This window comes from Cytobacillus firmus, from assembly GCF_023612095.1.
GTDB lineage: Bacteria > Bacillota > Bacilli > Bacillales > Cytobacillaceae > Cytobacillus.
Genome location: NZ_CP086235.1, coordinates 2,014,456 through 2,035,657 on the forward strand (window position 1 = coordinate 2,014,456; position 21,202 = coordinate 2,035,657).

A 21,202-nucleotide genomic window follows, 5' to 3' on the forward strand; every position below is an offset into this window, starting at 1 on the left:
TTTTTATTATTATCATGTATTATAGATAATAACTGATATTGTTAAAAGGGTCAGATTTTTAATATTGAAGGGGGTCAGATTAATGTCGGAGTTAACACCAAATCTAGACTTTACAAGCGGTGAGCCACTATATGTGCAATTATATAAATATATTAAAAATGAAATTAAGACAGGCAATCTGACAGTAATGGCAAAGCTCCCTTCCAAAAGGAAATTTGCCAGATATCTTTTGGTCAGTGAGAACACAATTGAATCTGCATATGAACAGCTTATGGCTGAAGGATACATCGAATCAAAGGCGCGCAAAGGATATTTTGTGTGTGAAGTTGAACAGAACCATTTTGCTTCAGAAAATGAAGAGCCTTTCGCTGAAGAGAAGCAGAATATAGAGGGTAAGTACCTCTATCATTTTACCCATTCCGGAGTGGATATTAGGACGTTCCCATTTTCTGTGTTCCGGAAATTAACAAATCAAGTTCTGACAAAGGATAATGGAGAGGTTCTTTTGCTTGGCCATCCTCAAGGAGAGCTGGAGCTGCGGAACCAGATTGCGAAGTATCTTTATAAATCCAGGGGTGTAAACTGTTCCTCCAGCCAAATCATTCTTGGATCTGGAACCCAATATTTAATGAAAAATTTATTGGAGTTGCTGGATGGAAGTATTTTTGCTGTGGAAAATCCGGGATATCACCGCAAGCTCGTCATCTTTGAAAAAAGGATGGCCAATGTGAGGGACATTCCTCTCGATAAAGATGGACTTATATTATCAAAACTGAAAAAATCAGGAGCAAACATCGTCTTTGTCACCCCATCTCACCAATTCCCATGCGGAATGATTATGCCTATTGCCAGAAGAATGCAGCTTTTAAAATGGGCCAAAGATAAGCCAGGCCGTTATATCATTGAAGATGATTATGACAGTGAATTCCGCTACTCAGGCAAGCCGATTCCTGCCCTGCAGGGGTTGGATAAGGATGAAAAAGTAATTTATATGGGCACATTCTCGAAAGCCCTGCTTCCCTCTCTAAGGATAAGTTATATGGTCCTTCCAAGGCCATTGCTAAAAATTTATCAGGAAGATTATTTCTTTTATGCGCAAACTGTTTCCCGGACAGATCAGGAGGTCTTGGTAAAATTTCTTCAGGAGGGTTACTGGGATAAGCATATCCAGAAAATGAGGGTCGTTTATCGTAAAAAACGCGACAGTCTCATGTCAGCTATTTCGAAGTATTTTCCACCTTGTGCTGAAGTAATTGGACAGGATTCAGGCTTGCACATCCTAGTCCGTCCGAATAATGCGATGACCGAACAAGAACTTATTAAGAAAGCTGCTGATGCAGGGATCAAAGTATATCCAGTATCGCAATTTGGAATGAATGACGGCCATACCATACTGCTGGGGTTTGCACTGATGACTGAGGAAGAGCTGGAAATGGCCGTGCGGCATCTTTCGGACGCCTGGTATAGCAGTTGAAGCATTTCTGCAGCCGGCAGCTCCCTATCAATATAGTTATCAGAGGATAAGGCTGAGCCAGCGGCAGGTTTGGACGAAATTAGTGTGGTAGAGTCTGAACCCGAGTCAACTTCGGCCACAGAAAGGAGGAAAACCTGGATTTGAGTCCGAACCCGAGTCAACTTCGGATACAAACAGCAGGAAAATCTGGAATTGAGTCCGAACCCGAGTCAACTTCGGATACAACGGCAGGAAAACCTGGATCAGAGTCCGAACCCGAGTCAACTTCGGATACAACGGCAGGAAAACCTGGATCAGAGTCTGAACCCGAGTCTGAACCCGAGTCAACTTCGGACACAGACAGCAGGAAAACCTGGATCAGAGTCTGAACTTGAGTCAACTTCGGACACAGACAGCAGGAAAACCTGGGTCAGAGTCCGAACCCGAGTCAACTTCGGACACAGACAGCAGGAAAACCTGGATCAGAGTCAGAACCCGAGTCAACTTCGGACACAGAAAGCAGAAAAACGTAGATCTGAGTCAGAACCCGGTCCAGCTTCGGAACGAATTGTAAGATTACTAGTATTAAGCAATGGTTGAAGCGGTCTTTTTCTGTTTTTGGTCTCTTTCTTGCAAAACAAATTGATCACGCCCCGCCCCGATCCCGGAAATCGTAAAGATGGCAGTTATGACCAAAAGCAAGGCCAGCGGAATGGTCCATGACTGGAACAGGTCATATAATGAGCCGATGAGAATCGGTCCAGCTGCGGCGAGAAGGTAGCCGACGGATTGCGCCATTCCTGAAAGACTGGCAGCCTGTTTCGCATTTTCAGCACGAAGTCCGATAAGGGTTAAGGAATGGCTGATCGCAGCGCCCAGCCCAATTCCGATTAAAACGATACTGATGTTTGTGATGATGCCATTAACATTTAAAAGCAGACCTGTAAGGCCGGCAAAAGTGAAAATGCCGATTCCAAGAGCAATCCCTTTTTGGTTAGGAAGCCGGGCGGCAAGAACAGGGATAATAAAATTAACAGGAAGTCCTGAAAACTGGAGAACCGTTACCATCCATCCAGCTTCGGCGATTTCCCGTCCCTGGCTATGAAGAATTTCAGGGAGCCAGGTAGTAGCGCTGAAATAGACCATTGATTGCAATCCCATAAACAGTGTGACCTGCCAGGCGATGGGAGAGGTCCACATGGAAGACTTTGGTGCAGAAACCGCAGATACTTCCGTTTTTTTCTTCGCCATTCTGAGCTGAGGAAGCCAGACAATGATGGCAATTATGATCAGGACGGCCCATGCTCCGAGCGAGAGCCTCCAGCCCACACCAAGACCCTCAGCAAGCGGGACACTGAAACCTGGCGCAAGTCCCGCACAAATTCCCATTGAAAATGTATAAATTCCTGTCAGGAGGCCAACCTTCTGCGGGAATTTTTCCTTGACCATTCCCGGAAGAAGGACATTGCAAAGACCTACCCCTAATCCTATTAAAATAGTTCCTATGTACAGCGGAGGCAGCATTCCTGCAGAACGTGCCACAATGCCGGCTCCTAAAATCGTTAACCCCAAAAGAATGCTCCATTCACTGCCAAGCCTTTGGGCGATCCTCGGCACAAAAGGGGAGAGCAGAGCGAAGGCGACGAGCGGCAAGGTGGTCAGAAGACCTGCTGCACCATTGGAAATTCCTGTCTCATCCCGTATAGCCCCAATCAATGGCCCGACGGATGTAATCGCTGGCCGTAAATTAAATGCCACAAAGATAATGCCAGCCATTAGTAAAAGGTTTTTTGATTCCATTTTTGCTCTCAATGCGGACCCTCCCTTAAAGGTAGAACTTTCGGATAACGAAAGACAATATTCAAAATAGTATAATAGTTTTTTAGACAAAAGTACATAGGTTTAAGTTTTACGGACATATTTTTTGAAGCTAATTTACACATTTTAAAATGGAGGAGCTTTTTTAAGGAGATTGCAAAATTTTTCCTGGATGTAAAAGAAATCCAATGTTAACTAAAAATATAGTTGTAAATTACAAGTAATTAAACTATACTATAACCAAGAGGTGAAAATAATGGAAAATCTTCGCAGTTTGTTTCAAGTAATGACGCGCCGTTTTGGCTTACTTAATAAAAATTGCTGCAGTGTAGGCGGTTGCGATATTTCCCTCATTCAAAGCCATATTCTTTATGAGATTGACAATCAGCATAATCCGTCCATGCAGCAGATTGCAGATTCGTTAGGGACGGATATTACAACTTTCAGCAGGCAGGTTCAATCTTTAGTGAAAATGAACTTAGTTAAGAAAACGCCGGATCCTGCTGATAAGAGAATCAGTATTCTTTCGCTGACTGCTGAAGGAAAATATATTGCAGGTTCAATAGACCAGCAGATGAATGCATTTTTACAAGAGGTTTTTTCACAAATGAATGAGTTTGAAAAAGAAACAGTCATCCGCTCAATTCATTTGTTAAATAATGCAATGGCAAAATCCAATGCATGCTGTAAACCGTTTCAGGGGTAAATGCCTCTGAGGTGAGTACTTGTATTTTGCAAGTAAAATTTAATGGAGAAAAGGGGAGAAAGCATGACTAATCAGAATGATCTTGTAAAAGGATGCTGCACGCCTAAGAAAAGCGAATTAGAAAAGAATTCACAAAACAAGGGGAATGCAAGAGCGCTGCCTGTAGCTATAATTGGCGCCGGACCGGTGGGACTGGCAGCTGCTGCACACCTGGCAAGCATGGGGCAATCATTTATTCTGCTCGAAGCGGGGAAACAAGCGGGAGCCAATATTAAAAGCTGGGGACATATTCGATTATTCTCACCATGGCGATACAATATTGACAAAGCTGCTGCCAGTTTATTAAGCGCAAATGGCTGGGTAAAGCCGCAAATGGAAGCTTTGCCTACCGGGGAGGAACTTGTTGAACACTATCTAAAGCCACTGTCCAGTTTACCTGAAATAAAGCCTTTCATTCATCTGAATACGAAGGTTTTGTCAGTCGGCAGAAAAGATACGGATAAAATGAAAACGGCAAACCGGGACGATATACCTTTTGTTATTCATACTGAGCAGAATGGAGAGTACAAAACATTCGAATCGAGAGCAGTCATAGATGCTGCAGGTACCTGGGGAAATCCAAATCCGGCTTCATCAAGCGGAATTTGGCTGGCTGATGAGAGGGAACTGAAGGAAAAGATATTTTATGGAATACCCGATGTATTAGGGAGTGAGCAGCAGCGCTACCGGAATAAGCGCATTGCAGTTGTCGGCGGAGGCCATTCAGCGATCAATGCCTTGCTGGATTTAGCCGAATTGAAAGAGTTCTATCCCGAAACGGAGATTCTATGGATTATGAGAAGAAATCAGGTTGAGGATGCTTACGGAGGAGAAGAAAAAGATGCACTTGAAGCAAGGGGCCGCCTCGGAAGCAAGATCCATCAATTGGTTGATAAAGGGCAAGTGGAGGCTGTTACTCCATTTCGTATTCAGCTGGTCAAAGAGTCGGAAAGGGGAATCGAGTTAATAGGCAGCCAAAACGGGAAGCAGAGAAGCCTGGATGGAATCGATGAAATGATTGTCAATACAGGAAACCGTCCGGATTTTTCAATCATAAGTGAACTTCGTACTTCCATTGATTCTGCAACTGAAAGTGCTGGTTCATTGGCACCATTAATTGATCCAAATATTCATAGCTGCGGAACGGTTCGTCCCCATGGAGAAAAGGAATTAAGACAGCCTGAGAAGAACTTTTATATTGTGGGTTCCAAAAGCTATGGCCGTGCTCCAACCTTTTTGATGGCGACAGGCTATGAGCAGGTTAGGTCTGTGGCTGCTTATTTGAGCGGTGATTTCACTGCTGCAGAAAAAGTGGAGCTGGACTTGCCCGAAACGGGTGTATGCAGCGTTAATATTAAAAGTTCAATTAAAGAGTCTGTATCATCTTGCTGCAATTGATTCGCTGCGCCTTAAAATGTAATTGAATAGGTGATAATAATGACGATAAATCATGCTGGAGCTCTCAAAAAAGAATATTTTATATCCTATATGAAATTAATCATGAATGCTTTTGGGTGTTCTGTTGAGGAAGCAAAAGATAAAACATTTGAAAGGCTGTTTCGATTGCGGGAAAGTGAAATGGGGCAGGAGACGTATACACAATTTATTTTGGCTTATCGGGATTTAACAAATGAAACTGATGATGAATAGCTATGCGTCTATTAATGGGTAAAGGCTTAATATGGTAGACGCCGCTTTTATTGGAGGGACCTGCAATGAGAAATGAGATATCTGTTCGTGAAGCCCGAGAGACAGATTTAGAGGCGATTGCCGAGATTTACAATCAGGGAATAGAAGATCGCATAGCTACATTGGAAACAGAGGCAAAAGATCTTTCCTATATGACAAAATGGTTTGATCAGCATCAAGGGCGATATTGTGTGCTTGCTGCAGAAAAAGGGGGTCAATTAATCGGCTGGGCTTCTCTGAATCCGTACAGCAGCCGCTGTGCATACGATGGAGTGGCAGATCTATCAGTCTATGTCGCAAGGGAGTTCAGAGGCAAGGGGGCAGGTTGGAAGCTGCTTTCTACACTCGAAAAGAAAGCAAGAGAAAACAAGTTTCATAAGCTGGTTTTGTTTACTTTTCCATTTAATGGACTGGGACAGAGTCTGTATAAAAAAATGGGGTTTCGTGAAGTAGGTGTATTTCAAAACCAGGGTGTGCTGGACGGAGAATTTGTGGTCGTTATGGCTATGGAAAAACTTCTGTAAATATTGTGCTTGCGGCTAAAGTTTTTAGCCGTTTTTTGTGTGGTATGACGTTGAAAAAACAGCAGCTCACCCAAAAATAGATGCCATAGTTTCACAAAAAACCATTTACTTATATAAGCAAATCATTATATATTAATATACGTGCAAAGCGGAGGTGATGAGATCATGATAGGATCCACAGTCGAAATCGGCAAGGCAGCATCCATTTTAAAATTATTAGGCGATAAAACTCGGCTCACAATGGTGAAGCTATTAAATAACCATGATTGCTGTGTATGTGAATTTGTGGAGATATTTAAAATGAGCCAGCCAGCCATTAGCCAGCATCTCCGGAAATTGAAAGATGCCGGTGTGGTCAGGGAAAACAGGAGGGGTCAGTGGATTATTTATTCATTGAATCAGGAAAGTGACTATTACCCGCTGGTTCAGACTGTGCTTGATCACCTTCCAAGCCAGGATTATTTATTAACAGAATTGGAAGAACAGGGACTGCGAATTTCCTGTGAGTAAGAGGGGGCAACACATTGACTCAAATAATTTTAGCATCGGTGATTTTCTTAGTCACCCTCATATTAGTCATTTGGCAGCCAAAAGGCCTGTCCATAGGCTGGTCCGCATGCGGCGGAGCAATCCTCGCCTTAATAGCCGGTGTGGTGGATTTCAATGATGTCATAGATGTTACATCCATTGTCTGGAATGCCACATTAACCTTTATTGCCATCATCATTATATCGCTGATTTTAGATGAAATCGGGTTTTTCGAATGGGCCGCTTTACATATGGCAAGAGCGGCAAAGGGCAGCGGAGTGAAGATGTTCATTTATGTTTCCATTTTGGGAGCGGTAGTCGCAGCATTCTTTGCGAATGATGGAGCGGCACTCATTCTCACGCCAATTGTCCTTGCGATGGTGCGAAACCTCCAATTTGAAGAAAAATTGGTTTTTCCGTTTATTATCGCAAGCGGATTTATTGCGGATACAACGTCACTGCCATTGGTCGTCAGCAACCTGGTCAATATCGTCTCCGCTGATTTCTTTGGCATCGGCTTTGTGGAATATGCGTCCCGCATGATTATTCCGAACTTCTTTTCACTGGGTGCCAGCATTTTGGTTTTATTCTTATTCTTTAGAAAAAGCATACCAAAGAATTATGATTTATCTCATTTGAAAAAACCAGCAGAAGCAGTAAAAGACAGCAAAATGTTCCGATTGTCATGGCTTGTTTTAGGTATCTTATTAATGGGCTACTTTGCCAGTGAGTGGATTGGTGTCCCAGTTTCATTCATCGCAGGCATTGTAACAGTGTTCTTTCTGTTCATGGCGCGAAGAAGCCCTGCCGTGAATACACGCACTGTCATCAAGGGTGCACCATGGGCTATCGTTTTCTTTTCGATAGGCATGTATGTAGTGGTTTACGGACTTCGAAACGCTGGTCTTACAAATGTTTTGGCAGATGTAATTCAAATGACAGCTGACCAGGGACTATTTGCAGCAACAATTGGAATGGGATTCATTGCGGCCATCCTTTCTTCTGTCATGAACAATATGCCAACCGTGATGATTGACGCTCTGGCCATTGCTGAAACCGATACAAGCGGAATCATCCGTGAAGCCCTTATCTATGCAAACGTGATTGGATCGGATCTAGGCCCGAAAATTACGCCGATTGGGTCCCTCGCAACTTTACTGTGGCTTCATGTCTTGTCCCTGAAGGGAGTAAAAATCTCATGGGGAACGTACTTTAAAACTGGGATCATCCTAACGATTCCAACACTGTTCATCACATTAACCGGATTGTACATTTGGCTAATGATTATCTAAAAAGGAGAATCTCAACATGACTAAAAAAACGATCTACTTCCTATGCACAGGCAACTCATGCCGCAGCCAGATGGCAGAAGGATGGGCAAAACAGCATTTAGGTGAAGAATGGAATGTTTATAGTGCAGGGATTGAAGCACATGGCTTGAATCCGAACGCTGTAAAAGCAATGAAGGAAGCTGGAATTGACATCTCGAATCAGACTTCTGATATCATTGATCCTGAGATTCTAAATAATGCCGACTTGGTTGTAACGCTTTGCGGCGATGCAGCGGATAAATGCCCAATGACACCTCCACATGTAAAGCGCGAGCATTGGGGATTTGATGATCCTGCGAAAGCAGAAGGGACAGAAGAAGAAAAATGGGCTTTCTTCCAGCGTGTACGGGATGAAATCGGCGGCAGGATTAAATCATTTGCCGAAACGGGAAAATAAACATTTAAAGGGAGGGAACAGATTTGATTATCACAGATAATGCGCGTGACGAATTAAGAAAAATGCTGGAAGAGCAAAATGCCAGCTGCGTCCGCATCTTTTTTGAAGGCTATGGCTGAGGACAGCCAAGAATAGGACTGGCTCTGGATGAGCCGGAAGCAGATGATATTATTGTCACAATCAATGAAATCAAAGTAGCAATCGACCCGATTATTGAACCAAACACCGAAGACCTTGTTTTAGAGCGGAGCGGTAACGGAAGCGGGATCTCGATGATCGGGAATACAGGAAGATGCTGTTAGGAAAAGGCCTTTAGGGGTCTTTTTATTTTGATCAAGTCCATGCTCCTAAAAAAAACATTCACATACATTATGGTATCTGGCATGGAGAGGTGAATGTTGTTGTATTACACTTATACTCCTTATGGGCATCACTTTAACAGAGGACATGTGAATCATCAGGCTTTTCCAAATACCAGCAGACAGAGAGCAGGCTTTTCCAAAGAAGAGGCCGCAGCCATTGCGCTGCTATTGGGAATCGATTTTACGAAAACCCGGTTTGATCTGAATGAATTCTGGATGGGCGTTAATACAGAACTGGAGCATGGAAAACGATCAAGCCAAACGAATGTTACTGGCGATGATCCGCTACTTACAGGGAAAATTGCCATGGCACATCTTAACGAGTTTCCTGACTATTATAAGCGATTAAAAGTTTTGGAAGCGGAAGCTAAGGCCTATTGGAATACATTGCAGCAAGGCTGAATAAAACAATGCCGGAGATATTTTCTTGAAATGTAAGCCCTTTGATAGGGGCTTTTTTTATTTTTATGCTGCCGGGGCGGCTGGGATGGCGCGTGCTTGAGGTTTGGCGTTTTATCTAACAGGTTTTGGAGTTTATCTAGCATGTTGTGAGTTTTATCTAACAGGATTATGAATTTATCTAACAGGTTTTTTGATTTTCTTGCATGTTTTGGAGTTTATCTTACATTTAGAACAATTCGTCTTTACGGAGAAGAAATCGACTATGAAAACAGAGGGCGAGATGAGGAATGTTGCATATAATTTGATTCTGGCGCATATAGCATGAAAGTGACGCATATCTGTGCCAAAGTGAAGCATATCCAGAAAAAGTGACGCATAACTGCAATTTTCAATAAAAAGAAGAGTCCAACTGATTCAGCTACCTATAATTACACACAAAAAAGAGCACCCATCAGGTGCTCTTTCATGTGCCCGGCAACGTCCTACTCTCACAGGGGGACAGCCCCAAACCAAAGAGGACTGCATTGCTTTTTTAGCTTACTGTTCCGATGTTTTCTCCGTTAAAAAGGTAATCGCTACAAAAAGTGCAAAGGCAAGCAATAGCAGTGTTCCGCCGACGATAAAGAAGACCAGTACGAAGGTATCCCCTAAATTAAACGGATTTAAAGTATACATCCACATGCCGATTGTCAGCCCCAGCGACCCTGCCATTCCTAGGATGCTGTGAATAGAAACGAGTTTTTTGTATTTTACGCGGTAGACTTTATAAAAGATTCCCCATGCAAATACGGAAAGCCATCCTACGAGCAGGATGTGGGCGTGAATGGGCCTTAACGAATAATCCATCTGCCCGGACATATGCGACCCAAGGTAGGTTCCGATAATGCCGAAGATAGCTGCAAACCTTATTAATCTAATACTCCATTTTTGTTCCATAATAGTTATTCCTCCCGTTGTTTCTCCCTGAAAAATGTAATGGTAAAGGTGGTGCCTTTGCCAGCCTGGCTGTCTGCCTTGATTTCCCCATTATGCAGCTCAATGATTTGTTTTACAATCGATAGCCCGAGTCCTGTGCCATCATTTTTCCTGGCCGAGTCCACCCGGTAAAAGCGCTCGAAAATCTGGCTGATCGCATCCTTTGAAATTCCAATCCCGGTGTCTTTAAAAACAACTTCAACCGCTGTTTGGGTTTGAGCCAGGCTGATCAGAATGCTGCCGCCATGCGAGTTATATTTTATCGCATTCGTCAGCAGGTTGTCCCAGATATTCACCAAAAGCTCCGGGTCCCCCTTAAAAAAGACGGGCGCGAGCTTATATGAAATCTCAATTTCTTTTTCCTCCAGCCGCCATTGATGTCTGCGGATGGTTTCCTTGATCTGATCGTCCAATTTCACCTCCGAGAGCTTCATCGGATAAGAATTCTGGTCAAGGGAAGTCAATAGCAGAAGCTGTTTGGTCAGATTGGACAGCCGCTTCGATTCCTGATCGATAATCTCCACGTATTCGAAATGTTCTTCATCTGACAGTTTCTGTGTCTGCAGAAGCTCCGCATACCCCTGAATATTCATGAGAGGGGACTGAAAGTCATGGGACACATTGTTGATGAATGATTTGCGGGCCTCATCATTATGCTGCAGCTGAGCCTGCATGCGGCTGAAGCTTTCCGCGAGCTGTCCGATTTCATCCCGTCGTTCAATGTTCAATGGGAAGTTGAAATTCTCACGGGTAATTTCCTTTGTCGCCTCCGTCAGCTTCGTGATCGGTTTGATTAGATGTTTGGCGAACCAGATCACCCCGGTAATGCTGACAACGGCAATGGCGACAAAGAACCACGCGAAGATCATGTGAATGTCCGAGAAAAGCAGCTTATTATCCGGCCGGAGAAATAGCGCGTAATTCTGATTATCCATGGTAAAAGGGACGCCGACCGTATTTTCAAGGTCGTTTGAAAAATGGCCCATCATCAGAAATTGGCCCGCAAAGCTATCCATCCCATGATAAACCTTCTGATCAGTCAGCACCTTTTCAGCTTCTTCAGGCAGATCTGTCTTATTGAAAGGCTGCCCGAAGAATTCTCCATCTCCGGACTCACTGACGATATATAGCTGATAGCCGAGCTTGCTCATCGAATTTAAGTACGTTTCATAAGTGGAGCCAGAAGAATGCATATGTTGAAGGCCATTCGCGATTTCCTCTGCAATTACTACATTGTGTCTGTCGATTTTCCCTTTTGTAGAAGCCATATAGACCCAGTTGGTCAAAAAGAAGGAAAGCAGGATACTTATGGCTAAAATCACAAGTGTGGCTGCAATGAATTTCCGGTAGAGCCTCTTCATTTTGTTTCCTCAAGCTTATACCCGATGCCGCGGATGGTCTGAATCTCAACGGATGCCCCGTATTTTTTTAACCGGTCGCGTATCCGGTTGATGTGGGTATTCAATGTCTGCTCGCTGCCTTCATAATCCGCACCCCACGCCTGTTCAATCAATGCGGCCCTCTGTGTTATTTTATTTTTGCGGGCCGAGAGCAGGCTCAGAAGCTCAAATTCCTTTAATGGAAAAAGGATGGTCTCCTGATTGATTTCCACTTCAAAGCTTTTTCTGTCAATGGATAGATTACCGGCTTTAACGACTGTTTCCATTGCCCGCTCGGCTCTTCTTAACACAACGGCTATCCGGAAAAGCAGTTCCTTCACCTCAAACGGTTTGACAATATAATCTTCAGATCCTGATAGGAAGCCCTGTTCTTTATCACTGAGCTGCCCCTTTGCCGTCAGTAGAATAACAGGGATTCCGAAGTCACCGGTTAATATCCTTGTAAGCTCAAAACCATTCATGCCGGGCATCATGACATCTACAACGGCTAAATCTGCCGTTTGCTCTTCCAGGAGCGTTAATGCTTCTTGAGCATTATTTGCCCGCAGCACCTGATAGCCTTCATGATTCAGATGAATCGTAACAAGCTTCTGTATATGAACATCATCGTCTACGACTAGTATTTTCATAGCAGGGCCTCCTTAAAGGGAATAGGGAGGGACCCTCACTCTATTCCGAAATTTTTTCCCGGGAAGTTTCCTTATCTTTTTCGAAAAATAAGATCAATGCCGGAAGCAGCATTCCTCTCACAAGGAAGGTATCAATCAATATTCCCATGGCAACGATGAAGCCAAAGACGAATAAATCTGCGATTGGCATGGTCATAAGGGCAGCAAAGGTAGCAGCCAGAATGAGGCCTGCCGAAGAAATAACGCCGCCCGTATTGCGGATGCTAATTTCAAGAGCGTCCTTCACCCGGTGTTTCTTCCTTTCCTCCATAAAACGCGAAACCAGGATGATGTTGTAATCAATCCCCAATGCTACAAGGAAAATAAATGAATAGACAGGAACACGGGAACTGATGGCTTCAAAGCCGAATAATACATCAACCAGGAAGATCCCAAGCCCTAAAGCCGAAACAAATGAAAGCAAAATAGTTGCCATCATGTAGATCGGCATCCTGATGGATTTCGTAAGCGCAAATAACAGCGCAAGAATCAGGACCGTTTCAAGCAGGACAATTTTCATTATATCATCGCTGTTAACATCCTGTTCGTCCACTATTTTCGGAGTGACCCCGCTATAGTAGGACTCGGCTTCCACACCGATTTCTTCTAATAGTTCAGGTGTGTCGTCACGCAAATCTTTCATGAAGGATATGGCTTCATTTGAATATGGGTTGATGGATAATGCCACACTCATTTTTGCCGCCTTGCCGTCTTCTGATAGGGCAGACAGGCGGACAGAGGCAACTTCATCAAATTCCTGCAGGTTTTCACTTATCGCTGCTGTATCGTTTTCAGCCAGCTTCTGATCACTGACAACCAGAAGTGTCGAAGGAGCCAGCTCGCCTTTGTCATATCTGGCTTCGACTATTTCATAGCCGACCCGCGATGGCAGATCCTCCGGGAATTTCTTGACGGTGTCGAATTCATAATCAAGGTTGAAAATATTAAACGCTGTGATGAGCATGAAAATGCCGACAATTCCGCCTGAGATGCCGGGCTTGTTCACAACGACTCTGGCAATGGGTCCCCAGACACTATGTTTAACTTCTGTTTCAGCACCATATTTAGGAACCTTCGGCCAGAACGCCTTGCGTCCGAACAGGGTGAATAAAGCTGGTACCAGCGTAACGGAAGCCAGCATGATAAAAAACATCGCTGTTCCAAAAATCGGGGCAAAGTTCTGATAATCACGGAAATCAGCGAAGAACAGAACCAGCATGGCAGCAAGAACCGTTCCGCCCGCAAAGAAAACAGGCTCTCCTGTGGCCCGCATGGCATGTTTCATGGCTTCATATTTGTTTTCAAAATGGTTAAGCTCCTCGCGGTAACGGGAGAAAACAAATAAAGAATAATCAATCACGGCAGCAAACAGCAAAATGCTCATGATGGAAGTGGTCTGGTTATTGATCTCAAGTCCGCCGGCACCCATTAAAGCAACACTCTGGTTCACGACCTGGTAAACAATCACCGTCGCGAGAAGCGGAATGATGGCAAGCAATGGTGAACGGTAAATGGCTATAAGCAGGACAAGGATAATGACAACAGTCGCAATCAGGAGAACAAAGTCAGCCTGTTCGAACAGCTTGACTGTATCTCCTGCAATACCAGCAGGGCCTGTGATATAAAAGGAAGTGCTTTCGAGATCCTCCGCAATTTTATTGCCGACTTTTGAGACATGATCATTGATCTCTGCATACTGATCATTGCCAAGTCCCTGTTCAAGCTCCATTGGCACAATCATGGTGGACTTGTCCTCAGAAATGAAAGAACCGAGTGCTTGCGGCGGAAGCTTGCTGATATCGATAATTGTCTTGATTCCATCGATATCTTCTTTCATGATTCCTTCCAGAATCTGTTTAGCTTCTTCGATTTGAACCTCGCCATTTTCATTATGGAAAACCAGAATGCCTGGAGTTCCTTGTTTGTTTGGAAAATATTCTTCTGTTTTATTCTGGGCAATAATGGATTTCGCGTCATCAGGAAGTGACTGGAAGTTGTTTGTTTTATAATCTCCAAGCATCGGACCTGCACTTAAGCCGATCATCAGCACAAGCCAGCCGATAATCGTGATCCACATTCCCCGTTTGGTGGAAACCCAATCTGTTACCCCATGCAGCAGTTTTTTCACACAAATGCCTCCTAAAACTTATTTCAAGGATTATCTTACAAAATGAAAATAAACTGAACCTCAACTTCCGTTTACAATTAGCCCGATGCATGAAAGAAGTGGTTTATATAGAAAATATAATCATATTAACATGTGGAGAGACAAGGATGAAGACAGCGCCAGTGTGACGGCTGAAGTATGTTGACCTAAGATTGTGGATTGGCTGTATGGCTTCAGGGAGGTTATAAGCCTCTTTTAAAATTTTGAAAGGTGTGTGTGTTAAGTATGCCGGTTCAGGAAACGATCCTCCGTGTAACCATTTCATTTTTAGTGTTATTTCTGCTGGCGAGGCTGATGGGGCGCAAGGAAATCGGACAAATGACCTTTTTTAACTGGGCCTCAGCCATAGGTGTCGGGTCTATCGCCGGGAACCTTGCTGTGAACGAAAGCACCCGAATCAAGGATGGAGTCATCGCACTGGTTTTTTGGACGCTTTTCACCATTGCAATGGATATGATCGACCTTAAATCAAAACAGGGACGGTCAGTCACAACAGGGGATCCCCTAATTGTCATAAAAGCAGGCAGAATCATGGAATCCGCTCTTAAAGCAGCGAGAGTGGATCTGGATGAGCTTCAGGCGCTATTACGGCAAAAGGATATCTTTTCTTTTAAGGATGTCGATTACGCCATCCTCGAGACAAATGGAGACCTGTCTGTGTTAAAAAATGCCAGCCAACAGGCTGTGACAAAAACGGATCTAAACATCAGCAGTCCAAACAGGCCTCTGTTTCCTTTACCGACAGAAGTTATTGCTGATGGAAAAGTCAATACGGAAAACCTGACGAAATTAGAATTAGATGAAAACTGGCTTGAACTTGAACTGAAAAAAGCGGGTATCCGTTCTGTTGAAGATGTATTTTTTGCACAAGTCCAGCAGGACGGCACTCTTTATTTTGATTTAAAAGATAAATAGAGGACAGAAATCGGATTCTGTCCTTCTATTTATTAAAATTAAATGTTTATTCAACTAAAGAAAGGGTATTGAAATATGTTTGGGTATAGAATGAAGCGTTCTCATATTTAAAGTTAAATCCAGGTGCTATAGGGGAGAACATGAATAATCAAATGCTTCTTTTAGGGGAAACGATATTAAAAGAGAAGGACACAATAGCGAAAAAACTGCATAAGGATCGAATGAGCGACGTCGAGATGACTGATACAGAAAGATCACAGGCTGAGAAACTGGAAGCGCACATTGTTCAGATTCGTGCTGAGTTTATTGAATTGTTTGGTTTAGCATTGCTGAATCATGAGGACAAAGATCAATCATTAGAAAAGATTGAGAAATGGTGCAAAGGGACAGGCGAGTATTTCTTCAAGCTTGGGATCCCTTTGGATGAAGCTTTAAAGGATGCGGGATATTACCGAAAATATATCTGGAATGAACTTGAAGAAACGATGATGGAGCATAAAATGACTGCATCAGAGATTATAAAGGTAGTCTATTTGATAGACCCCTTACTTGATCATTCCATTCATTGTTTCAGCATGTCTTATGTCAAATTTCATCAGGTAACTCTCGAGAATGCAAAGCAGGCTTTCCTTGAGCTATCTGTCCCGGTTGTTCCACTCTCGAAAGGGGTAGGCATCCTGCCGCTAATCGGGAATATTGATACAGGGAGAGCCCGGCTGTTAATGGAAGAAACATTAAAACAATCTGCACACCTGAAGCTGTCTCATTTAATTTTAGACCTTTCCGGTGTCATGATTGTCGATACCATGGTGGCAGATCAGCTGTTTAAAGTGATTGAAGCCTTGTCGCTTGTCGGCGTTAAAACCATCATTACAGGAATCCGCCCGGAAGTGGCCCAGACAATCGTCACGCTCGGCATTAATCTGAATGGCATTCAGGTAAGAGCCAATGTGTATCAGGCTTTTGAAGAACTGCATGGGTAAAATTGAACATAGCAGAGGAATTCAGTTATGAATTTACTCTGCTTTTTTTTGTTTTAAGCCCTTTTTGCCGTGGTTATCCATTCAATTTTTCCGCAGATGAACCGTGTTAATTTTCCCAACCGTGAATACAATGAATCAAACAGCACTTCAATGAATATTGAGGGGTGATGACATCATGTTTTCGGTAACGGGAATGCAGGGGTTTGAAATCTTTTCGCTTATGCATCTGGTTACGTTGTTTCTTTTCTTTTTTACAGCCTGGTGGCTGGTGTATTACAGACAGGCGCTCAGGGCTTATCAGAAAATCATTAAATGGACGCTGTTTTTTACGCTGCTTGCCTGTGAAGTGACATATCATGTATGGCTGGTCCTGACAAATCAGTGGGATGTGTCAAATCTGCCTCTCCAGCTATGTTCCTTGAGCACGTTCATTGCACTTTTCCTATTTTTAAGGCCTAATAAAAAGGCTTTTTGGCTGCTGTATTTTATTGGTGCGATTCCTCCCATTTTAAGCATGGTGACACCTGATATGGTTTACCTATTTCCTCATTTCCGCTACATCAAATATTTTCTTCATCATTCAGCCATTCCATTAGCCGTACTATATTTTATTTTGTTTGAAGGATACAGGGTGCCGAAAAAAGCGGTTCTGACCGGCTTTTTAACACTTAACGTGATTGCGGTGCCAGTCTTCTTTTTAAATCTGCTGCTGGGAACTAATTTCTTCTATTTGGCGAGCCCGACAGAAACCAAAACCCTGCTGTCATTTTTCGGGAATGGTGTCTGGTATTATGTAACGCTTGAAGCAGCTGCGTTAGTTGTCTTTTTCATCACTTATTTACCGATGCATTATGTGCATAGAGCCGAACAAAAAAGAGTCCGGGGCAATTAAAAGCCGTAATCCTGTTTAACGGGCAGGATTACGGCTTTTTTATCGCAGTCTAACGGGCGCCAGTAAGACCCCCACTTCAAGATTCAGAAGAATCAAAGGAAGATAAGCGGGGTCAAACTGCCCGTAAAGGCCCGATTTGTTCAACTAACAATCAGTAGGAAGAAAAGCACTCCCCACTGATTGAAGTTTCACTTTATCGTTTATTCTGTTCCTTTTCTTTTTTCGTACTGCCGCTGCGGGGTCATTTTGGAAATGGCATCATCCACAACTTCCTGGGCTTTCTTTGCTTCCCGGTCCTGTTTTTGGGCTTCCTCCTGAATACGGTTTACGTCCTTCGGGGTATTTTCGGTCATAAATAAACCCTCCCTATTTGTTATATGTAATTAATGTTTCCGAATTTCAGTGAATTAAACAAATTGGAGTCATGAAACCTTTTGAATACTGAATCGTATTATAGTAAAGGGGATGAGAAGATGGCAGATTTTATTGTGATTTTTTTCTTATTTATTCCTGTGTACGGAGTATTGCTATGGAGTTATTTTGATCCGGAAGAAAGCCTGCTTTGGGGAAGGCGGGGGATGTATAAGGAGGAGCCCGAGATTACGGAAGGAGCGAAAAAATACACGAAAATTTTATCGCTCGTCCTAATGATCCTGATAACATTGATATTTGCTATTGTATTCTTTAATCTAATAGCAGAAAAGTTCAGTTAAGTATTTGTAAGAAGGAGTAATGCGGAAAATGATAATTGAAGTGATCGCAGACACACTCAGTGATGCGCGAATTGCCGAACAGGCCGGGGCAAGCAGAATTGAACTGGTAACCGGGCTGGCTGAAGGCGGTCTAACGCCAAGCTATGGAGTTATTGAAAGTGTATGCAGAGAATTGACAATTCCGGTGAATGTGATGATCCGCCCGCACAGCCGCGGGTTTTGCTATTCGGAAGAGGACATAGAAATCATGATTGGGGATATTAAGGTCTGCAAGAAGCTTGGTGCAGCAGGTGCAGTATTTGGCGTTCTCACACCTGACCACAAAGTACATAACGAACATTTGAAACGGCTAATTCATGCTGCAGACGGACTGGATATTACCTTCCACCGGGCATTTGATGTGACTGATGACCAATTTGCGGCTCTGGAAGTGATCAAGGAGTATCCGCAGATTTCAAGAATCCTTACATCCGGCGGCAAGAGTAGTGCTGCAGATGCAGCAGAAAGGTTGAAGCGTCTCCATGAGCTTACGGCAGATAGCCATTTAAAAATTATGGCTGGGGCCGGTCTGTCAGTTGATAATATAAAAGCATTTTTGGTTGAGGTGCCTGTCACTGAAGTTCATTTTGGTTCAGGTGTACGTTTCCAATCCAGCTATGAGAATGTCATTGATCCTGAGAAGGTGCAGGCGTTAAAGAAGATTATCGGCAGCAGAGGTTTATAGAAAAGAGCATCAAATATTTGGATTCTGTTTCCGAAATTCTTCATTGATAACTACTTATGTTATTAATTCCAATTTTCAGAATGAAGATTGACTGGACTGGCAGTTCCATGCTACATTAATTTCATATTATTAAAAGGTGTGGTGAAGTATGTCGATTGCAGGTGTCAACTAATTGTTTAGTTGAATAAGGTACTAATTTTCTGGTTTTCGCCAGTTTATTAAGAATGCCTTTTTTCAAACATGTTTTGTTTGAATACCTGCCATCAGACTGCTTCCATTTCTATATATTCGTATAGCTTTAGACACTATGCCTGTTTTAGGGTTAAGTTTGTTTATGCCTGTTCGAAAAGTAGAACGCCCGCGGAAGCTTTCTGCCCAATTTACATTGGGGCGGGGAAGGCTTTTGCGGGCTATTTTATTTGGAATGAGGCAGAGAGAATGAATGGAATGACCTTTGAAAAATTACAATACCACGAATTGAAAAATAAAGTGAAACAGCATTGCGTCAGCAGTTTAGGGAAAGCGCTGATCGATAAGCTGGAGCCGAGCTCAAATATAAAAGCCGTCCGCAATCGCTTAAACGAAACAAGCGAGGCGAGAAGGCTGCTGGACGCCGAAAAGCATTTGCCATTAACCGGCATTTCCAATATAACAGGCATTATTGAAAAAGTGGAAAAAGGAATCATTTTAACTCCATCAGAGTTAAACGCTGTATCCGATTTTCTTAGGGGCTGCCGGAAAATCAAAAAATTTATGGCAGATAAAGAATTTTTTGCGCCAGTTCTCTACACGTATGCGTTATCTATGACGGAATTCAGGAATATTGAAGAAGAAATCTTATATGCAATCAAAGGAAACATGGTTGATTCGGGTGCCAGCAAAGAGCTGAAACGGATTAGAAATCATATTGCCAAAAGCGAAGAGAAAATTGAAGAACGATTGAATAAATTCTTGCGCAGCAGTGCTAATAAGGAATATATTCAAGAATTTTATATCAGCAAAAAGGATGACCGTTTTACGATTCCGATTAAAGCATCCTTTAAAAATCAGGTTGCCGGAACAGTGGTTGAATCCTCTTCAAAAGGCTCGACTGTTTTTATGGAGCCTGATGCCGTTTCAAAGCTTAATGTGGAATTGTCCATGCTGAAATCGGAGGAGTCGGTAGAGGAATATCAAATACTCGCCACACTTTCAGGAGCCATTCTTGAATCCATTCATGAGATCCGCATCAATATTGAATGCATCAGCCAGTACGACATGATTTTTGCAAAAGCGAAGTACAGCAAAAGTACGGACGGTATTGAACCAGCGATAAATAATCATGGGTATATCAAATTGGTAAACAGCAAGCATCCTTTATTGGAAGGGAACGTTGTCCCGCTGGATTTTGAAATCGGGAAGGACTATAGAAGCTTAGTCATAACTGGCCCCAATGCGGGCGGAAAAACCGTGGTCTTAAAGACAATCGGACTCCTCACTCTGGCTGTCATGTCCGGGTTTCATATTAAGGCGAAGCCGGGAAGTGATATCGCCATTTTTGACAATGTATTTGTTGATATTGGCGATAATCAGAGCATCGAGAATGCCCTAAGTACGTTTTCTTCCCATATGATGAACATTTCCGAAATCATGAGTGCTTCCACTAATAATACTCTGCTTTTATTCGATGAGATTGGCAGCGGAACAGAGCCGAATGAAGGGGCTGCATTGGCAATTGCGATTCTCGAAGAGTTTTATCATATGGGATGCATCACGATTGCCACTACTCATTATGGTGAGATTAAACGTTATTCTGAAATGCATGATGATTTTATGAACGCTGCCATGCTATTCGATAGTGCGGAATTGAGGCCGATGTATAAGCTTTTAATAGGTGAATCTGGAGAGAGCAATGCACTTTGGATTTCCAGGAAAATGAATATCCGCGAACATGTTCTGAAGCGCGCGCAATTGTATATTGAAAATAAGGAATATAATCTGGAAGCAGTAAGAGAGAACAAAATAAAGAAGCCAGTGATTGAAGTGGAACAGACCGAAGATGTGTATCAATATGAAATTGGTGACCGGGTAAAAGTGATTAGCCAGGATGATTACGCCATTGTGTATGAGCCAATAGATAAATTCAATAACATCAAGCTGTTTTATAAAAATGAAATAGTGGAAGTAAACAGCAAGCGGATTGAATTGGACATAAAGGCAAGCGAACTATATCCAGAAGGGTATGACAGGAATACCTTATTTACCAATTACCACGAACGGAAGCTGCAGCATGACCTGGAGAGAGGATCGAAAAAGGCGCTGCGAAAGGTTGAAAAGGAGATTCGGAATAGGAAGCAGGAATGAAACGAGGCGATTCTCCGGGTGGAGGATCGCCTTTTTTACTGTGTATTTTTGTCTGAAGCTGAGAGGGTTCTGACACAGAACCGGGGTTTTCAGCAATTTGAGTCGGAAGTTGGCCCAGGTTCTGACACAGAACTGGGGTTTTCAACATTTTGAGTCAGAAGTTGGCCCGGGTT

Annotated in this window: 21 protein-coding genes; 15 read left to right on the plus strand and 6 right to left on the minus strand. The window is 43.1% G+C overall.

Features of this window, described 5'->3' with window-relative positions; genetic code table 11:
* The first annotated feature begins 82 nt into the window (after positions 1-82).
* Positions 83-1,474, plus strand: a complete 1,392-nt coding sequence (pdxR, locus tag LLY41_RS10280; protein ID WP_095245226.1) for a MocR-like pyridoxine biosynthesis transcription factor PdxR — start codon at positions 83-85, stop codon at positions 1,472-1,474.
* A 564-nt stretch (positions 1,475-2,038) separates the two neighbouring features.
* On the opposite strand, the gene LLY41_RS10285 is transcribed toward pdxR, so the two are convergent.
* Complete coding sequence (locus tag LLY41_RS10285; protein ID WP_304588023.1) at positions 2,039-3,229, minus strand: CynX/NimT family MFS transporter; 1,191 nt, start codon at positions 3,227-3,229, stop codon at positions 2,039-2,041.
* A gap of 298 nt (positions 3,230-3,527) precedes the next feature.
* On the opposite strand from LLY41_RS10285, the gene LLY41_RS10290 reads away from it, so the two are divergent.
* The 8 genes from LLY41_RS10290 to LLY41_RS10325 all read left to right on the plus strand — a co-directional run bounded on the left by LLY41_RS10290 (position 3,528) and on the right by LLY41_RS10325 (position 9,249).
* Positions 3,528-3,977, plus strand: a complete 450-nt coding sequence (locus LLY41_RS10290; protein ID WP_304587852.1) for a MarR family winged helix-turn-helix transcriptional regulator — start codon at positions 3,528-3,530, stop codon at positions 3,975-3,977.
* A gap of 63 nt (positions 3,978-4,040) precedes the next feature.
* Entirely contained in the window at positions 4,041-5,414 is a 1,374-nt protein-coding gene (locus LLY41_RS10295) for an FAD-dependent oxidoreductase (protein WP_304587854.1), read from the plus strand.
* A gap of 39 nt (positions 5,415-5,453) precedes the next feature.
* The gene (locus LLY41_RS10300) at positions 5,454-5,666 is read left to right on the plus strand and encodes a hypothetical protein (RefSeq protein ID WP_304587856.1); all 213 of its coding nucleotides are present in this window, start codon (positions 5,454-5,456) and stop codon (positions 5,664-5,666) included.
* A gap of 65 nt (positions 5,667-5,731) precedes the next feature.
* Positions 5,732-6,229 (plus strand): arsinothricin resistance N-acetyltransferase ArsN1 family A, encoded by a 498-nt coding sequence (locus LLY41_RS10305; RefSeq protein WP_304587858.1) that lies wholly within the window; start codon positions 5,732-5,734, stop codon positions 6,227-6,229.
* A 165-nt stretch (positions 6,230-6,394) separates the two neighbouring features.
* Entirely contained in the window at positions 6,395-6,739 is a 345-nt protein-coding gene (locus tag LLY41_RS10310) for an ArsR/SmtB family transcription factor (protein WP_304587860.1), read from the plus strand.
* A gap of 14 nt (positions 6,740-6,753) precedes the next feature.
* Positions 6,754-8,049 carry an arsenic transporter gene (locus LLY41_RS10315; RefSeq protein ID WP_304587862.1) on the plus strand — a complete coding sequence of 432 codons (1,296 nt, stop codon included), beginning with the start codon at positions 6,754-6,756 and terminating at the stop codon, positions 8,047-8,049.
* Positions 8,050-8,065: 16 nt separating this feature from the next.
* A complete protein-coding gene (gene arsC / locus LLY41_RS10320) occupies positions 8,066-8,485 on the plus strand; it encodes an arsenate reductase (thioredoxin) (RefSeq protein WP_095245218.1) in 420 nt (139 codons plus the stop codon).
* A 395-nt stretch (positions 8,486-8,880) separates the two neighbouring features.
* Entirely contained in the window at positions 8,881-9,249 is a 369-nt protein-coding gene (locus tag LLY41_RS10325) for a DUF5661 family protein (protein ID WP_218831305.1), read from the plus strand.
* A 537-nt stretch (positions 9,250-9,786) separates the two neighbouring features.
* On the opposite strand, the gene LLY41_RS10330 is transcribed toward LLY41_RS10325, so the two are convergent.
* From LLY41_RS10330 to LLY41_RS10345, 4 genes are read right to left on the minus strand one after another with little or no spacing between them, the layout of a single operon-like run.
* A complete protein-coding gene (locus LLY41_RS10330; RefSeq protein ID WP_095245217.1) occupies positions 9,787-10,185 on the minus strand; it encodes a hypothetical protein in 399 nt (132 codons plus the stop codon).
* Between the two features lie 5 nt (positions 10,186-10,190).
* Positions 10,191-11,585: a sensor histidine kinase gene (locus tag LLY41_RS10335; RefSeq protein WP_304587866.1), complete on the minus strand. Its 1,395-nt coding sequence runs from the start codon at positions 11,583-11,585 to the stop codon at positions 10,191-10,193.
* Positions 11,582-12,253 carry a response regulator transcription factor gene (locus LLY41_RS10340; RefSeq protein ID WP_095245215.1) on the minus strand — a complete coding sequence of 224 codons (672 nt, stop codon included), beginning with the start codon at positions 12,251-12,253 and terminating at the stop codon, positions 11,582-11,584. The genes LLY41_RS10335 and LLY41_RS10340 overlap by 4 nt, the downstream gene beginning before the upstream one ends.
* Before the next feature lie 40 nt (positions 12,254-12,293).
* Positions 12,294-14,420, minus strand: a complete 2,127-nt coding sequence (locus tag LLY41_RS10345) for an MMPL family transporter (protein WP_095245214.1) — start codon at positions 14,418-14,420, stop codon at positions 12,294-12,296.
* Between the two features lie 264 nt (positions 14,421-14,684).
* On the opposite strand from LLY41_RS10345, the gene LLY41_RS10350 reads away from it, so the two are divergent.
* From LLY41_RS10350 to LLY41_RS10360, 3 genes are all read left to right on the plus strand, one after another.
* The gene (locus LLY41_RS10350) at positions 14,685-15,374 is read left to right on the plus strand and encodes a YetF domain-containing protein (protein WP_095245213.1); all 690 of its coding nucleotides are present in this window, start codon (positions 14,685-14,687) and stop codon (positions 15,372-15,374) included.
* Between the two features lie 140 nt (positions 15,375-15,514).
* On the plus strand, positions 15,515-16,357 hold the full coding sequence (locus tag LLY41_RS10355; protein ID WP_095245212.1) for an STAS domain-containing protein: 843 nt from the start codon (positions 15,515-15,517) through the stop codon (positions 16,355-16,357).
* Between the two features lie 175 nt (positions 16,358-16,532).
* Positions 16,533-17,249 carry a YwaF family protein gene (locus tag LLY41_RS10360; RefSeq protein ID WP_304587869.1) on the plus strand — a complete coding sequence of 239 codons (717 nt, stop codon included), beginning with the start codon at positions 16,533-16,535 and terminating at the stop codon, positions 17,247-17,249.
* Between the two features lie 200 nt (positions 17,250-17,449).
* Here LLY41_RS10360 and LLY41_RS10365 read toward each other — a convergent pair whose 3' ends face one another.
* On the minus strand, positions 17,450-17,602 hold the full coding sequence (locus tag LLY41_RS10365) for a hypothetical protein (RefSeq protein WP_179289054.1): 153 nt from the start codon (positions 17,600-17,602) through the stop codon (positions 17,450-17,452).
* Between the two features lie 120 nt (positions 17,603-17,722).
* On the opposite strand from LLY41_RS10365, the gene LLY41_RS10370 reads away from it, so the two are divergent.
* The 3 genes from LLY41_RS10370 to LLY41_RS10380 all read left to right on the plus strand — a co-directional run bounded on the left by LLY41_RS10370 (position 17,723) and on the right by LLY41_RS10380 (position 21,029).
* Complete coding sequence (locus LLY41_RS10370) at positions 17,723-17,962, plus strand: hypothetical protein (protein WP_304587872.1); 240 nt, start codon at positions 17,723-17,725, stop codon at positions 17,960-17,962.
* Positions 17,963-17,981: 19 nt separating this feature from the next.
* Positions 17,982-18,686: a copper homeostasis protein CutC gene (locus LLY41_RS10375; RefSeq protein ID WP_304587874.1), complete on the plus strand. Its 705-nt coding sequence runs from the start codon at positions 17,982-17,984 to the stop codon at positions 18,684-18,686.
* A gap of 438 nt (positions 18,687-19,124) precedes the next feature.
* Positions 19,125-21,029, plus strand: coding sequence for an endonuclease MutS2 (locus LLY41_RS10380; RefSeq protein ID WP_304587876.1), 1,905 nt, complete (start codon positions 19,125-19,127; stop codon positions 21,027-21,029).
* The last annotated feature ends 173 nt before the right edge of the window (positions 21,030-21,202 follow it).

Excerpts from the sequence above, each read along its gene's own strand:
- LLY41_RS10300 (WP_304587856.1), top strand. The coding sequence starts at position 5,454 with ATGACGATAAATCATGCTGGAGCTCTCAAAAAAGAATATTTTATATCC.
- LLY41_RS10335 (WP_304587866.1), bottom strand. The coding sequence starts at position 11,585 with ATGAAGAGGCTCTACCGGAAATTCATTGCAGCCACACTTGTGATTTTA.
- LLY41_RS10310 (WP_304587860.1), top strand. The coding sequence starts at position 6,395 with ATGATAGGATCCACAGTCGAAATCGGCAAGGCAGCATCCATTTTAAAA.
- LLY41_RS10350 (WP_095245213.1), top strand. The coding sequence starts at position 14,685 with ATGCCGGTTCAGGAAACGATCCTCCGTGTAACCATTTCATTTTTAGTG.
- LLY41_RS10330 (WP_095245217.1), bottom strand. The coding sequence starts at position 10,185 with ATGGAACAAAAATGGAGTATTAGATTAATAAGGTTTGCAGCTATCTTC.
- LLY41_RS10290 (WP_304587852.1), top strand. The coding sequence starts at position 3,528 with ATGGAAAATCTTCGCAGTTTGTTTCAAGTAATGACGCGCCGTTTTGGC.
- LLY41_RS10380 (WP_304587876.1), top strand. The coding sequence starts at position 19,125 with ATGAATGGAATGACCTTTGAAAAATTACAATACCACGAATTGAAAAAT.
- LLY41_RS10355 (WP_095245212.1), top strand. The coding sequence starts at position 15,515 with ATGAATAATCAAATGCTTCTTTTAGGGGAAACGATATTAAAAGAGAAG.
- LLY41_RS10285 (WP_304588023.1), bottom strand. The coding sequence starts at position 3,229 with ATGGCTGGCATTATCTTTGTGGCATTTAATTTACGGCCAGCGATTACA.
- arsC (WP_095245218.1), top strand. The coding sequence starts at position 8,066 with ATGACTAAAAAAACGATCTACTTCCTATGCACAGGCAACTCATGCCGC.
- LLY41_RS10295 (WP_304587854.1), top strand. The coding sequence starts at position 4,041 with ATGACTAATCAGAATGATCTTGTAAAAGGATGCTGCACGCCTAAGAAA.
- LLY41_RS10305 (WP_304587858.1), top strand. The coding sequence starts at position 5,732 with ATGAGAAATGAGATATCTGTTCGTGAAGCCCGAGAGACAGATTTAGAG.
- pdxR (WP_095245226.1), top strand. The coding sequence starts at position 83 with ATGTCGGAGTTAACACCAAATCTAGACTTTACAAGCGGTGAGCCACTA.
- LLY41_RS10365 (WP_179289054.1), bottom strand. The coding sequence starts at position 17,602 with ATGACCGAAAATACCCCGAAGGACGTAAACCGTATTCAGGAGGAAGCC.
- LLY41_RS10325 (WP_218831305.1), top strand. The coding sequence starts at position 8,881 with ATGTTGTTGTATTACACTTATACTCCTTATGGGCATCACTTTAACAGA.
- LLY41_RS10375 (WP_304587874.1), top strand. The coding sequence starts at position 17,982 with ATGCGGAAAATGATAATTGAAGTGATCGCAGACACACTCAGTGATGCG.
- LLY41_RS10370 (WP_304587872.1), top strand. The coding sequence starts at position 17,723 with ATGGCAGATTTTATTGTGATTTTTTTCTTATTTATTCCTGTGTACGGA.
- LLY41_RS10360 (WP_304587869.1), top strand. The coding sequence starts at position 16,533 with ATGTTTTCGGTAACGGGAATGCAGGGGTTTGAAATCTTTTCGCTTATG.
- LLY41_RS10340 (WP_095245215.1), bottom strand. The coding sequence starts at position 12,253 with ATGAAAATACTAGTCGTAGACGATGATGTTCATATACAGAAGCTTGTT.